The sequence below is a fragment of the Pinisolibacter sp. DMC100 genome (genome assembly GCF_056313705.1).
In genome coordinates, this window is record NZ_JBQUZT010000002.1 from 250,972 (window position 1) to 265,204 (window position 14,233).

Annotated in this window: 11 protein-coding genes; 9 read left to right on the plus strand and 2 right to left on the minus strand. The window is 71.1% G+C overall.

Annotation, left to right across the window (positions count from 1 at the left end; translation table 11 throughout):
- Nucleotides 1-42: 42 nt before the first annotated feature.
- Both ACT541_RS10060 and ACT541_RS10065 read right to left on the minus strand, forming a co-directional pair.
- Nucleotides 43-3,786, minus strand: a complete 3,744-nt coding sequence (locus tag ACT541_RS10060) for an AAA family ATPase (RefSeq protein WP_476136444.1) — start codon at nt 3,784-3,786, stop codon at nt 43-45.
- A gap of 3 nt (nt 3,787-3,789) precedes the next feature.
- The gene (locus tag ACT541_RS10065) at nt 3,790-5,028 is read right to left on the minus strand and encodes an exonuclease SbcCD subunit D (protein ID WP_476136445.1); all 1,239 of its coding nucleotides are present in this window, start codon (nt 5,026-5,028) and stop codon (nt 3,790-3,792) included.
- Between the two features lie 185 nt (nt 5,029-5,213).
- On the opposite strand from ACT541_RS10065, the gene ACT541_RS10070 reads away from it, so the two are divergent.
- The 9 genes from ACT541_RS10070 to ACT541_RS10110 all read left to right on the plus strand — a co-directional run bounded on the left by ACT541_RS10070 (nt 5,214) and on the right by ACT541_RS10110 (nt 14,219).
- Nucleotides 5,214-6,833: an FMN-binding glutamate synthase family protein gene (locus ACT541_RS10070; RefSeq protein ID WP_476136447.1), complete on the plus strand. Its 1,620-nt coding sequence runs from the start codon at nt 5,214-5,216 to the stop codon at nt 6,831-6,833.
- 113 nt (nt 6,834-6,946) lie between these two features.
- Nucleotides 6,947-7,204: a PilZ domain-containing protein gene (locus tag ACT541_RS10075; protein ID WP_476136449.1), complete on the plus strand. Its 258-nt coding sequence runs from the start codon at nt 6,947-6,949 to the stop codon at nt 7,202-7,204.
- 105 nt (nt 7,205-7,309) lie between these two features.
- Entirely contained in the window at nt 7,310-7,567 is a 258-nt protein-coding gene (locus tag ACT541_RS10080; RefSeq protein ID WP_476136450.1) for a PilZ domain-containing protein, read from the plus strand.
- A 93-nt stretch (nt 7,568-7,660) separates the two neighbouring features.
- The gene (locus tag ACT541_RS10085; RefSeq protein WP_476136452.1) at nt 7,661-8,818 is read left to right on the plus strand and encodes a cysteine desulfurase family protein; all 1,158 of its coding nucleotides are present in this window, start codon (nt 7,661-7,663) and stop codon (nt 8,816-8,818) included.
- A 132-nt stretch (nt 8,819-8,950) separates the two neighbouring features.
- Nucleotides 8,951-10,420 carry a Fe-S cluster assembly protein SufB gene (gene sufB, locus ACT541_RS10090; protein ID WP_476136453.1) on the plus strand — a complete coding sequence of 490 codons (1,470 nt, stop codon included), beginning with the start codon at nt 8,951-8,953 and terminating at the stop codon, nt 10,418-10,420.
- A gap of 65 nt (nt 10,421-10,485) precedes the next feature.
- Nucleotides 10,486-11,241, plus strand: a complete 756-nt coding sequence (gene sufC / locus ACT541_RS10095) for a Fe-S cluster assembly ATPase SufC (RefSeq protein WP_476136454.1) — start codon at nt 10,486-10,488, stop codon at nt 11,239-11,241.
- 10 nt (nt 11,242-11,251) lie between these two features.
- Nucleotides 11,252-12,589 carry a Fe-S cluster assembly protein SufD gene (gene sufD, locus ACT541_RS10100; RefSeq protein WP_476136456.1) on the plus strand — a complete coding sequence of 446 codons (1,338 nt, stop codon included), beginning with the start codon at nt 11,252-11,254 and terminating at the stop codon, nt 12,587-12,589.
- Nucleotides 12,586-13,821: a cysteine desulfurase gene (locus ACT541_RS10105; RefSeq protein ID WP_476136458.1), complete on the plus strand. Its 1,236-nt coding sequence runs from the start codon at nt 12,586-12,588 to the stop codon at nt 13,819-13,821. The genes sufD and ACT541_RS10105 overlap by 4 nt, the downstream gene beginning before the upstream one ends.
- An 11-nt stretch (nt 13,822-13,832) precedes the next feature.
- Nucleotides 13,833-14,219 (plus strand): SUF system Fe-S cluster assembly protein, encoded by a 387-nt coding sequence (locus ACT541_RS10110; RefSeq protein WP_476136460.1) that lies wholly within the window; start codon nt 13,833-13,835, stop codon nt 14,217-14,219.
- The last annotated feature ends 14 nt before the right edge of the window (nt 14,220-14,233 follow it).

The following is a 14,233-nucleotide window of genomic DNA, read 5'->3' on the forward strand; positions in this document are numbered from 1 at the left end:
ACAGGGGGCTATGAGCCGGCGTCTCGTCCCTTCGGCGGCGCCTCACCCCCGCCCGTCGTCGATCTCGACGCGGGAGCGGCCGAGGCCGGCGCGGCGGATGCGGATCTGCACCGGCACGCGACGTTGCAGCGCCGGCACGTGGCTGATCACGCCGACCCGGCGACCCTCGCTCTGCAGGCTCTCCAGCGCGTCGATGGCGACGTCGAGCGTGGCGGCGTCGAGCGAGCCGAAGCCCTCGTCGACGAAGAGCGTGTCGACGAAGCCGCGCCGTCCCTCCAGCCCCGACAGGGCCAGCGCCAGCGCCAGCGAGGCGAGGAAGCGCTCGCCGCCCGACAGCGAGCGGGTGGAGCGGGTCTCGTCGCCCATGTCGCGGTCGACGATGGCGAGGCCCAGCCCTTCGGTGCGTTGCAGGCGGTAGCGCGGCGCGAGCGTCGCCAGATGGCGATCGGCCAGCGCCGCCAGCCGGTCGAGCGTGATCCCTTGAGCGAAGCGGCGGAACTTCGCCCCGTCGGCCGAGCCGATGGCGGCTTCGACGGCGGCGTGGATCGCCGCCTCGTCGGTCAGTTGCACGATCTCGGTCTCGATGTCGCCGGCGCGGCGGCGGGCCTCGTCGTCGGCGGCGAGCGCCTCGCCCAGGGCGCCGAGCTCGCGGTTGAGCGCCTCGCCGAGGGCGCGGGCGGCGGCGAGATCGGCGGCGGCGACGGTGCGGTCGGCGGTCTCGGCGGCTTCGGCCTCGAGGGCGAAGAGATCGCGGCGGCGGGCGGCGGCCTCCGCCGCGGCGGCGCGGGCGGCCTCGTCGACGGTGCGCAGACGGGCGGCGAGCGTCTCGACCTCGTCGGCGGGCACGGCGAGCAGCGTCGCGGTCTCGGCGAGGTCGAGATCGGCGGCGGCGAGCGCGTGGTCGCGGATGGTCGCGGCCTGCGAACTCTCGTCCTCGAGGCCGATCAGCACGTCCTTGCGTTCGGCGACGCGGGTGATCGCCTCGTCGTGTTCGCGGCGGGCGGCGTCCAGGGCTGCGACGGCGCGGTCGCGCGCGGCCTCGGCCTCGGCGCGGCGGCGGTCGCGCTCCTCGCGGTGGACGGCGGTCGGTACGCCGTCGAGCAGGACGGTGCGTTCGGCGAGATAGCGCGCATGCTGGGCGCGGGCGGCGGCGAGCGTCGCCTCGGCGGTGGCGAGCGCCCGTTCGGTCCGCTCGAGACCGGCGGCGGCGACCAGCGCGTCGCGCTCCAGCCCCTGTTCCTCTTCGGCGAGGCGCGCGGCTTCCGCCGCGGCGGCGCGGCGGGTGACGGTGACCTCGTGCAGCCGACGGCGGATGGCGTCGCCGCGGGCGTCGAGATCGGCCGGGCCGAGGTCGAGGGGCTCGAGATGGAGGGCGAGGCGGGCGTCGATCTCGGCGATGCGGTGGGCGGCATCGGCGATCGTCGCCTCGGCCACCGCCCGGCGGCGTTCGGCGTCGGCGGCGGCCTCGGCGAGGCGAGCGCGTTCGGGGGCCTCGGCGTCGCGGGTGCGGTCGAGGGCGGCGAGGCGGGTGCCGGCGGCGTCGAGCGCCAGACGGGTGGCGTCGGCGCGGGCGCGGGCCTCGGCGAGCGGCGCGCGGGCGGCGTCGATCCGTGCGGCGAAGGTGGTCCAACGCGCCTCCGAGCCGGCCTCTGGGCCGGGATCGAGGCCGTCTTCGGGGCGGAGCACGGCGATGCGGGCTTCCGCCGCGGCGAGCGCCGAGGCGGCGGCGTCGCTGCGGGCGCGAGCGTCGGCGAGATGGGCGGCGAGCGTGTCGCGGCGGGTCTCGGCGGCGGAACGGCGGCGATCGAGATCGGCGATGGTGCCGTCGAGGGCGGCGAGCCGTTCTTCCAGCCCGCGGCGCTCGGTGCGCAGCGCCTCGAGCGCGGCGCGGACGGACGGATCGGTCAGGATCGGATGGTCGGTGGCGCCGCAGACCGGGCAGGGAGCGCCCTCGACCAGCGTCTCGCGCAGCGCCGCCGCATGGGCGTCGTCGAGCGCATCGGCGAGGCGGCGGGCGGCCTCGCCCTCGGCGAGCCGGCGCTGGATGGTCTCGCGTTCGCCGACGAGGGGCGGCAGGGCGACGGCTGCGGCTTCGGCCTCGGTACGGGCGGCCTCGGCCTCGCCGGCGAGGCGATCGGCGAGGGCGGTCGCAGCCGCAGCCTCGCGGGCGAGGGGCAGGAGGGCTGCGACTTCGCCCGCGAGCCTCGCGAGGCCGGCGTCGCGGGCGGCGGTCTCTTCCATGCGCAGGTCGGCGAGGGCGTCGCGCAGACGCACCGTCTCGGCCTCGAGCGTCGCGCGTTCCTCCCGGCGGGCGGACGCGGCGGCGTCGAGGGCGGCGAGGGCTTCGGCCGCGGCGGCGGCGTCGGCGATCGCTCGGTCCCGGCGGGTCTCGGCGTCGAGCCGGCGGGTGCGGACGGAGGCGCGTTCGACGAGGCGCTCGTCGACGGCGTCGAAGGCATCGACGAGCGCCGCGACCGCCGGGCGACGCTCGGCCTCGGCGCGCAGGGTCGCGAGCCGCCCGACGACGTCGGCGCGGCGGGCGGCGAGATCGGCCATGCGGGCGGCGGCCTCGTCGCGTTCGGTGCGGACGGCCTCCGCCGGGGTCTCGGCCTCGGTCACGGCGCGGGCGGCGCCGAGGATGCGTTCGTCGAGGGCCGCGGCGGCGGTCCAGGCCGGTTTCAGCGCCTCGATCTCCTCGACCACGGCGCGGACGGCGGCATTGGCGGCGTCACGGGCGGCGCGCGCCTCGCCGTAGACGGGGGTCGCCACCTCGAGCCGCTTGCGCGCCTCGTCGAGCGCCTCGACGGCGCGGGCCTCGGCACGACGGGCGGCGGCGAGACGATCGAAGACCGGGCGCAGCGTCGCGGCGCGGCCGATCGCCGAGAGCCGCATGCGCTCGGCCCGCGTCGCCTCGATCTCGGCGGTGGCGCCGGCCGCCCGGGCGTCGGCTTCGGCCGCGGCGGTGCGGGCGGCGTCGCGGCGGTCGTGCAGGGCGAGCGCGGCATTGGCGGCGGCGAGGCGGGTGTCGAGGGTGGCCAGTTCGACGAGGATGGCGTCGCGGCGGGCGCGTTTCTCCTCGCGGACGGCGGGTTCGAGCACACCGACGGCGGCGAGACGTTCGCGGGCGCGTTCCACCGCCTCGCGCGCCGCCTTGGCGACGTCGAAGGCTTCGCGCGATAGGCGGGCGTAGATCTCGGTGCCGGTGATCTTCTCGAGCAGATCGGCCCGTTCGGCCTCGTTGGCGGCGAGGAAGGCGTCGAATTCGCCCTGCGCCAGCACGACGGTGCGGCGGAACTGGTCGAAGGTGAGGTCGGTCAGCCCCTCGACCGCGGCGGTGACGGCGGTCTTCTCGGCGATCGGCTCGGCCGCCGCGCCGTCGGGCGCGAGCCGGACCAGGAGCCGCGTCGCCGCCTGCAGCCGGCCGTCGGCGCGGCCGCGGGCGCGGTTGACCGACCATGTCGCGCGATAGCGGGCGCCGTCGAGACCGACGAAGTCGACCTCGGCCGAGCCGCGCGCCGCGCCGCGGCGCAGGATATTGCGCGGGTCCTTGGCCTTGATGGTCTCGACGCCGACGTCGGGCAGCGTCTGGTCGGAGCCCTCGGCGATGCGCGGGAAGTCGCCGTAGAGGGCGAGGCAGAGCGCGTCGAGCAGCGTCGACTTGCCGGACCCGGTCTCGCCGGTGATGGCGAAGAGGCCGGCACCGGCCAGCGGCTCGGCCTCGAGGTCGATCTCGAAGGGTTCGGCGAGGCTGGCGAGGTTGTGGCCGCGCAGGGCGAGGATGCGCATGTCTCACACCTCCTCGTTCTCGACGCGGCCGACGAGCCGATCGAAGGCCTCGACGTGACGGGCCTCGGGATCGCAGCCGTGGGCGCGGCGAAAGGCGGCGGCGAAGAGATCGGCCGGGGCGATCTCGGAGAGATCGAGCATCGGCGCGACGGGGGCCTCTTCGACGGTCGGCCGTTCGACCTGATGGCCGATCAGGCGGACCGGATGGGCGGCGGCGATGCGGTCGAGTTCGGCCTTGAGGTCGGGGGCGGGGCCGTCGAGGCGGATCACCGCCTGGACGAAGGGGCGCAGCTCGACCGGGGTCTCGGGATCGAGGCCGAGGGCGGTGAGCGCGCCGTCGAGATTGCCGAGCGCCATGGCGCCGCGGTCGGGCAGGCGCAGGAAGGGCAGGGGCCGCGGGATCGCGACATGCTCGACCCGCGTGGCCTCCGCATCGATCTCGACGAGCGAGACGCCGTGGGCATAGCCGCGCTCGGTGGCGGAGAGCGGGAAGAGCGAGCCGGAATACCGGACGTTTTCTCGGCCGATCGCCTGCGGTTTGTGGAGATGGCCGAGGGCGACATAGGCGAGGTCGGCGGGGAAGAGATCGACCGGCACGGCATGTTCGCCGCCGATCAGGATGCGGCGCTCGGCGCCCTCCGATTCGAGGCCGCCGGCGAGTGTCAGGTGGCCGGTGACGACGAGGGGGGCATCGCCCACCCGGGCGCGGGCGGCGGCGATCGCCTCGGCGTGCAGCGTGCGCACGGCGCGGACGATCGGCGAGCCGGGCCGCTCGTCGCGGCGGTCGAAGGGCGGCAGGCTGGCGGGCCCGAGATGGGGCAGGGCGAGGACATGGACCGTCGGGCCGCCGTCGGCGGGGGCGAGCGACACCAGATGGCGGTCGAGATCGAAGGCCTCGTCGCGGCGGCGGACGCGGCCGACGACATGGACGCCGAGTTCGGCGAGAAGCGGGCGCGGCGCCTCGATGCGGCCGGCGGGGTCGTGGTTGCCGGCGACGATCACCACGGCGACGCGGGGCAGGCGGCGGCGCAGCTCCACGAGCGTGCGGAAGAGCAGGGCTTCGGCGCGTTCGCTCGGGTTCTGGGTGTCGAAGACGTCGCCGGCGACGATCAGCGCGTCGATCGCGCGGGCCTCGGCGATGTCGACGAGGCTCGCCAGCGCGCGGGCGTGTTCCTCCTCACGCGACCAGCCCATCAGCGTCTGGCCGAGGTGCCAATCGGCGGTGTGGAGGAGACGGATCACGGACGGCTCCGATTCTGGTGACTGGCGACGGATCGAGACTAACCCGTTGGCGGGAGCTGCGCACCCGGCGTGACGAGGGCTCGAGCGCGGCGCAGACTGCGACGGGCGAATCGATCCGATCGACCGTCATCGCAGTGATGCGGGGCGCGGGCGCAATTGGCGGATCGATCCTCGGGAGGCAGGCGATGCGGTATCTCGGACTGGCCCTTTCGCCGCGCTACGTCGCGTTGACGCTGGCGCTGGCGCTGACGGCGCTCTTCTTCGGCCTCTATGTCGCCCATCCGGCCGACCACTGGCTGATCGGCCTGCCGCTCGCGCTCTTCGCCGGTCTGTCGATCCTCGGCATCCGCGACCTGATCCAGACCCGCCACGCGGTGCTGCGCAACTATCCGATCTCGGCGCATCTGCGCTTCCTGCTCGAGGAGATGCGGCCGGAGATGCGGCAGTATTTCTTCGAGGACGAGAAGAACGGCATGCCGTTCTCGCGCGATCGCCGCGCCGTCGTCTATCAGCGCGCCAAGAGCGAGCTCGACAAGCGCCCCTTCGGCACCCAGCACGACGTCTATGCCGAGGGCTACGAGTGGATGCGCCATTCGTTCGCCCCGCGCAGCGTCGATCCGAAGGCGCTGCGCATCGACATCGGCGGGCCGTCGTGTTCGCAGCCCTATTCGGCCTCGGTCTTCGCCATCTCGGCGATGAGCTTCGGCGCGCTGTCGGCCAACGCCATCATGGCGCTGAACGGCGGGGCGAAGGACGGCGGCTTCCACCACGACACAGGCGAGGGCGGCATCTCGCCCCATCACCGGGTCAACGGCGGCGATCTCGTCTGGGAACTCGGCTCGGGCTATTTCGGCGCGCGCAACCGCGACGGGTCCTTCTCGCCGGAGCGTTTCGCCGAGACGGCGGCCGATCCGCAGGTGAAGATGATCGAGGTGAAGCTGTCGCAGGGCGCCAAGCCCGGCCACGGCGGCGTGCTGCCGGCGGCCAAGGTCTCGACCGAGATCGCGACGACGCGCGGGGTGCGCGAGGGCGAGGACTGCGTCTCGCCGTCGGCGCATTCGGCCTTCTCGACGCCGATCGGGCTGCTCGAGTTCGTCGCCTCGCTGCGCCAGCTCTCGGGCGGCAAGCCGGTCGGCTTCAAGCTCTGCGTCGGCCATCCGTGGGAGTTCCTCGGCGTGGTCAAGGCGATGGTCGAGACCGGCATCCTGCCCGACTTCATCGTCGTCGACGGCAAGGAGGGCGGCACCGGCGCGGCGCCGATGGAGTTCATGGACCATCTCGGCATGCCGCTGCGCGACGGGCTCGACTTCGTCCACAACGCGCTGGTCGGCGCGGGGCTCAGGGGGGCGATCCGGATCGGGGCGTCGGGCAAGGTCGTCACCGCCTTCGACGTCGCCCGGACGATGGCGCTCGGCGCCGACTGGTGCAACGCGGCGCGCGCCTTCATGTTCGCGGTCGGCTGCATCCAGTCGCAGAGCTGCCACACCGACCGCTGCCCGGTCGGCGTCGCCACCCAGGACCCGACCCGCTCGCGCGCCCTGGTGGTGGCCGACAAGCGCAAGCGGGTGGCGAATTTCCATGCCTCGACGCTGCATGCGCTCGCCGAACTGACGGGGGCGGCCGGTCTCGACCATCCCGGCCGCTTCGGTCCGGCGCATTTCTCGCGGCGGATCTCGGCGCAGGAATCGGTCGGTTTCGACGCGCTCTATCCGGCGCTCGGCCACGGCGAACTGCTCGCCGGCACCGACGATCGCCGCTTCCGCGACGCCTGGGCGATGGCGCGGGCGGACCGCTTCCAGCCGTGACCAAGGGTCAACCGTCATATTAACGAACAATTCACCGACAGCTTTCGGTTGTCGGTGTGGTCGTCTATCACTCTCCCTGAGATTGCAGATCGACGCGAGAAGGGATTGCGACCATGAACGTCGTTCGTTTCGAACGCCGCAGCCACCAGAGACGACGGACGCTGCTCAGCGGGCTCGTCGTCTTCGGCGGCGGATGGAAGTCGATGGACTGTCAGGTCCGGGGCTGGTCCGACGGCGGGGCGCTGCTGCGTTTCGACGGGCCGACCATCCTGCCGACCATGTTCGAACTGCGCCTCAAGGAGCGCGGCGACAAGCGGCGGGCGCGCTTCGTCTGGGCGCGCAGCGGCGACGTCGGCGTCGCCTTCGAGTGAGTTGAGACATCCTTCACCGCGTTTGGAGGTTCCGCTGGCGGGAATTCGGAGGGAGCGTATGCTTTTTCTTCGAATTGTCGTGTCTTCGCAGCATCGGAGCATTCCATGTCGGAAGAATTCGTCGAACGCCGCAGCGAGGCGCGCCGTCGGGGACTGTTGCGCGGCAGCGTCGTCTTCGCCGGCGGCAAATCGTCGATGGACTGTACCGTGCGCAACATCACCTCGAAGGGCGCCAAGCTCGAGTTCGGCGACAACGCCGTCGTGCCGAGCCAGTTCGAGCTGCGTCTCCTCGACCGCGGCCGCAAGATGACGGCGCAGAAGGTCTGGGTACGCGGCAAGGAGATGGGCACCAGCTTCGAGTGATGCCCGACGCCCTTTGCGGGGCGCCGCCGGATGTGTCAATCAGGGGCGACCGATCCGACGATCGGGCGCCCTTTCTCGTCTTTCGCGATGCCCATGCCCTCGCCCCGTCTCTTTCTCGACCACAATGCCGGCGCCCCGGTGCTGCCCGACGCCCTCGAGGCGGCGGTCGCGGCGGCGCGGGCGGGCGGCAACGCCTCGTCCGTCCACACCGAGGGCCGCGCCGCGCGGATGCGGGTGGAAGCGGCGCGTCGCGCGGTCGCCTCGCTCGCCGGTGCCGCGCCGGCCGGCGTCGTCTTCACCTCGGGGGCGACCGAGGCGAACGTCTTCGCGCTGTCGCCCGCGCTCAGAATCGGCTCGACCGACGTGCGGATCGATCGCCTGCTGATCGGCGCGACGGAACATCCGTCGGTGCTGTCGGGCGGGCGCTTTGCCGCCGACCGGGTCGAGCGGATCGGCGTCGACGGCGAGGGGCTGCTCCGGCTCGACGTGCTCGAGGTCCGACTCGCGGCGATCGCTGCCGCCGGTGAGCGGGCGATGGTCTCGGTGCAGCTCGCCAATTCCGAGACCGGGGTGATCCAGCCGATCGCGGAAATCGCGCGGATCGCGCGCGCCCACGGGGCGATCGTCCACTGCGACGCCGTGCAGGCGGCGGGGCGGCTGGCGCTCGACGTGCCGGGGCTCGACGTCGACCTCATGTCGCTCTCGGCCCACAAGATCGGTGGTCTGCCCGGATGTGGCGCGCTGGTGCTGCGGAACCCGGAGGTCGTGCCGGCGGCACTGATCCCGGGCGGCGGGCAGGAGGGGAACCGGCGGGCCGGCACGCAGAACGTGCCCGGCATCGTCGCCTTCGGCGTCGCCGCGGAGGTCGCTCGGTCCCGTATTTCTACCATCGGAGGAATGCAGACCCTGCGGGAACGGCTCGAAGAGCGGTTGCTTTCTCATTCTTCCAATGTGAAAGTTCTGGGAGCGGGCGCGCCGCGGCTCTGCAACACCACCATGGTGGCGCAGGCGGGCGTCTCGGCGGAGACGGCGGTCATCGCCTTCGATCTCGAAGGCGTCGCCATTTCGGCCGGCTCGGCCTGCTCCTCGGGCAAGGTCGGCCCGAGCCACGTGGTGGAAGCCATGGGGCTCGACGCGGATCTCGCCCGTTCCGCCCTCCGCGTGTCGCTGGGCACCGAGACGAGCGTCGACGACGTCGACCGTTTCGTCGAGGTCTGGCGGCGGGTGATGGGGCGGCTCGCCAAGGGCTGAAGGACGGACACGTCGAACGATGCGTCCTGCTCGAAAGCCTTGCCGTGGAGGGTGCACCGCACCACTTCCTCGGTTGGAATACGGATTCTCGAACCCGCGGGCCTTGAACCCGCGCCGCGAAGAGAGAACGACATGGCTGCAGTGAAAGAAACGGTCGACCAGGTCCGGGCGATCGACGTCGACCAATACAAGTACGGTTTCGAGACCGCGATCGAGTCCGACATGGCCCCCAAGGGCCTGTCCGAAGACACCGTCCGGTTCATCTCCGCCAAGAAGAACGAACCCGAGTGGATGCTCGAATGGCGGCTCGCGGCCTATCGCCGTTGGCTGACCATGGAAGAGCCGACCTGGGCGCGCGTCTCCTATCCCAAGATCGACTTCCAGGATCTCTACTACTACGCCGCGCCGAAGACCGCGTCGGGGCCGAAGAGCCTGGACGAGGTCGATCCGGAGCTGCTGCGGACTTACGAAAAGCTCGGCATCCCCTTGAAGGAGCAGGCGGTTCTCGCCGGCGTCGAGGGCGCGCGGGTGGCCGTCGACGCGGTGTTCGACAGCGTCTCGGTGGTGACCACCTTCCGCGAGGAGCTGGCCAAGCACGGGATCATCTTCTGCTCGATCTCCGAGGCGATGCGCGAGCATCCCGAGCTCGTGAAGAAGTATCTCGGCACCGTCGTCCCGGTCTCCGACAACTACTATGCGACGCTGAATTCGGCGGTCTTTTCCGACGGGTCCTTCGTGTGGATCCCGGAAGGGGTGCGCTGCCCGATGGAACTGTCGACCTACTTCCGCATCAACGAGAAGAAGACCGGCCAGTTCGAGCGCACGCTGATCATCGCCGAGAAGGGCTCCTACGTGAGCTATCTCGAGGGCTGCACCGCGCCGCAGCGCGACGAGAACCAGCTCCATGCGGCGGTCGTCGAACTGATCGCCCACGAGGACGCCGAGATCAAATACTCGACCGTCCAGAACTGGTACCCCGGCGACAAGGACGGCCGCGGCGGCATCTACAACTTCGTGACCAAGCGCGGCGACTGCCGTGGCGATCGTTCGAAGATCTCGTGGACGCAGGTCGAGACCGGCTCGGCGATCACCTGGAAATATCCGAGCTGCATCCTGCGCGGTGACGACAGCAAGGGCGAGTTCTACTCGATCGCGGTGTCGAACGGCCATCAGCAGGTGGATTCGGGCACCAAGATGATTCATCTGGGCAAGAACACCACCTCGCGGATCATCTCCAAGGGCATCTCGGCGGGCCACTCGCAGAACACCTATCGCGGCCAGGTCAAGGTCAACCGCAGGGCGGAGGGCGCACGCTCCTTCACCAACTGCGACAGCCTGCTGATCGGCCACGACTGCGGTGCCCATACCGTGCCCTATCTCGAGAGCGGCAACCCGCGCGCCAAGGTCGAGCACGAGGCGACCACCTCGAAGATCTCCGACGACCAGCTGTTCTACTGCATCTCGCGCGGCCTGCCGGCCGAGGAGGCGGTGGCGCTGATCGTCAACGGCTTCGTCCGCGACGTGCTGCAGCAACTCCCGATGGAGTTCGCCGTCGAGGCGCAGAAGCTGATCGGCGTCAGCCTCGAGGGCTCGGTCGGCTGATCGCCGCCCTTCCGCACCATTCCATTCCGGCGCGGTCGCCGCGCCTCCCCGAGGGGAACGGACCAATGCTCGAAATCAAGAACCTCCATGCCGAGATCGAGGCCGACGGCCGCGAGATCCTGCGCGGGCTGAACCTCACGGTGAAGCCGGGCGAAGTGCATGCCATCATGGGGCCGAACGGCGCCGGCAAGTCGACGCTCTCCCATGTGCTCGCCGGCAAGCCCGGCTACCGCGTGACGGACGGCACCGCGACGCTCGACGGCGTCGACCTGCTCGACATGGACCCGGCGGCGCGGGCGGCCAACGGCCTCTTCCTCGCCTTCCAGTATCCGGTCGAGATCCCCGGCGTCGGCAACATGACGTTCCTCAAGGCCGCTCTCAACGCCCAGCGCAAGCAGCGCGGCGAGGACGAGATCTCGACGCCCGACTTCATGCGGCTCGTCCGCGCGGAAGCCGGCAAGCTCAAGATCACCCAGGACATGCTCAAGCGCCCGGTCAACGTCGGCTTCTCCGGCGGCGAGAAGAAGCGCAACGAGATCCTGCAGATGGCGATCCTCCAGCCGAAGCTCGCGATCCTCGACGAGACCGACTCCGGCCTCGACATCGACGCGCTGAAGGTCGTCTCCGAGGGCGTCAACGCGCTGCGCTCGCCCGAGCGCGGCTTCGTCGTCATCACCCACTACCAGCGCCTGCTCGACCATATCCGCCCGGACATCGTCCACGTCCTCTCCAAGGGCCGGATCGTCAAGACCGGCGGGCCGGAACTGGCGTTGCAACTCGAGGCGAAGGGCTATGCCGACTTCGCCGAAGAAGCGGCGTGAGGAGGCGGTGATGAACAACGTCACCATCGTTCCCGAGCGGCGCCGGACCAAGGCGGAGGTCGATCTCGGCGCCGCCTTCGCCGACCGTTCGGGCGATCTGCCCGGCGATTTCGCGCCGCGCGCCGCCGCCTTCGCCCGTTTCGAGGCGAAGGGGCTGCCGCATCGGCGGATCGAGCCCTATCACTTCACCGACCTGCGCACGCTGCTGACCGCGGCGCCGCTGCCTGCCGAGCGGCCGACGGGCAAGGTCGCGGTCGCGGCCGACGTCTTCGCCGGCCTCGAGGCGGCGCGCGCCGTCTTCGTCGACGGCTGGTTCGCCGCCGATCTCTCCGACCTCTCCGGTCTCGGCGAGGGCGTGAGCGTCACGACCATCGCCGAAGGACTGGCGAAGGGCGACGGCGCGCTCGTCGAACTCGGCCGCCGGATCTCGGCGGAACGCGAGGCCGATGCCGATCCGATGGTGGCGCTGGCCTCCGCCTTCTACACCGACGGTCTGGTGGTGCGCGTCGCGGAAGGTGCCAAGGCCGCCCGGCCGCTGGCGATCCGCCATGTTTCGCGTGGGATCTCGGTCTCCGCCTTCGTCCGCCACGCGGTCTCGGTCGGCGAGGGCGCGTCCCTCACCGTGATCGAGAGCCACGAGAGCCCGGACGGGGTCGAGATCCATGCCCATGCGCTCGTCGAACTGACGGTCGGCGCGGGGGCGGACGTGACCTGGGTCGATCATCAGCGCGAGGGCGACGCCGCGGCGCGGCTGTCGACGCTGGTCGTCGACGTCGCCGACGGCGGCAAGGTCGACCATTCGCTGGTGACGCTCGGGGCGAAGCTCGCCCGCACCCAAATCTTCGCCCGGCTCGGGGCGAACGTCGACTTCACCACCCGCGGCGCGACGCTGGCGAAGGGCAGGGCACATGCCGATGCCACGCTCGCCGTGACGCATGCGGCGCCCAATTCGGTCAGCCGCGAACTCTACAAGGCGGCGATCGACGACGAGGCCAAGTCGGTCTTCCAGGGCCGGATCTCGGTCGAGAAGGCGGCGCAGGGCACCGACGGACGGATGGGGGCGCATGCGGTGCTGCTCTCCGACCGCGCCGAGGCCTCGGCCAAGCCGGAACTCGAGATCTTCGCCGACGACGTCGCCTGCGCCCACGGTGCGACGGTCGCCGATCTGTCCGACGATCTGAAATTCTATCTGATGAGCCGCGGCATTCCGGCGGCCGAGACCGAGAAGCTCCTCATCCGCGCCTTCCTCGGCGAGGTGACGGACGCGATCGGGCCCGAGGCCGTCCGCGAGGCGATCGAGGGCGAGCTCGAGGCCTGGATCGACGCGCGCGGGGGGAAGGCCGCATGAACGCTCCCATGACCAAGCCCTACGACGTCGCAGCGATCCGCCGCGACTTCCCGATCCTCGAGACGCAGGTCTTCGGGCATCCGCTCGTCTATCTCGACAGCGGCGCCTCGGCGCAGAAGCCGCGGGCGGTGATCGACGAGATGGTCGACGTGATGGAGCATCGCTATGCCAACGTGCATCGCGGCCTGCATCACCTCGCCAATGCCGCGACCGAAGCCTACGAGGGGGCGCGCGAGATCGTGCGCGACTTCCTCGGCGCGCCGTCGCTCGACGAGATCGTCTTCACCAAGTCGTCGACCGAGGCGCTGAACCTCGTCGCCTCGTCGCTCGGGCAGGACCTCGTCGCCGGCGACGAGGTGGTGATCTCGATCCTCGAGCATCACGCCAACATCGTGCCCTGGCATTTCCTGCGCGAGCGCAAGGGCGTCGTGCTGAAGTGGGCGCCGATCGCCGAGGACGGCTCGTTCCTCCTCGACGAGTTCGAGAAGCTGCTGACGCCGCGCACCAAGATCGTCTCGCTCACCCACATGTCGAACGTAACCGGCACGGTGGTGCCGATCGCCGAGGTGAGCCGCATCGCCCACGAGCGCGGCATCCGGGTGGTGGTCGACGGGTCGCAGGGCGCGGTCCACATGCCGGTCGACGTCAAGGCGCTCGGCTGCGACTTCTACGCCATCACCGGCCACAAGCTCTACGGCCCGACCGGCATCGGCGCGCTGTGGGGCCGCCACGAACTCTTGTCGCGCATGCCGCCCTTCCTCGGCGGCGGCGAGATGATCCGCGAGGTGACGGAAGACACCGTCACCTACGGCGAGCCGCCGCATCGCTTCGAGGCGGGTACGCCGCCGATCGTCGAGGCGGCCGGGCTCGGCGCCGCGCTCGCCTACATGATGAAGGTGGGCCGCGAGGCGATCGCCGCCCACGAGGCCGACATCGGCGCCTATGCCCATGCCCGGCTCGGCGAACTCAACTCGGTGCGGATCTTCGGCAATGCGCCGGGCAAGGGGGCGATCGTCGCCTTCGAGGTGGCGGGGGCGCATGCCCACGACGTGGCGACGATCCTCGATCGCTACGGCATCGCGGTGCGCGCGGGCACGCACTGCGCCCAGCCGCTGCTGAAGCGTTACGGGGTGACCTCCACCTGCCGGGCGTCCTTCGCCATGTACAACACGCGCGACGAGGTCGACCGGCTGGTCGAGGGCATCGTCAAGGCGCAAGCCTTCTTCGCCTGAGGAGTTCGACAATGGAAGCCACGGCACCGGCGTTTTCCGAAGGTCCCGCCCAGGTCGCAACCTCGGGGGGCTCGGCCATTCCGCCCGAGGAACTGGAGCGTCTGACGCAGGACATCATCTCCGCGCTGAAGACGGTCTACGATCCCGAGATCCCGGCCGACATCTACGAGCTCGGCCTGATCTACAAGGTCGACATCGACGACGATCGCAACGTCAAGGTCGACATGACGCTGACCGCGCCGGGCTGTCCGGTGGCGGGAGAGATGCCGGACTGGGTGCAGAACGCCATCCGCTCCGTCGCCGGCATCAACGAAGTCAGCGTCAGCATGGTCTTCGATCCGCCATGGACGCAGGAACGCATGTCCGACGAGGCGCGCATCGCGCTCGACATGTATTGAGAAGGAGCACTCCC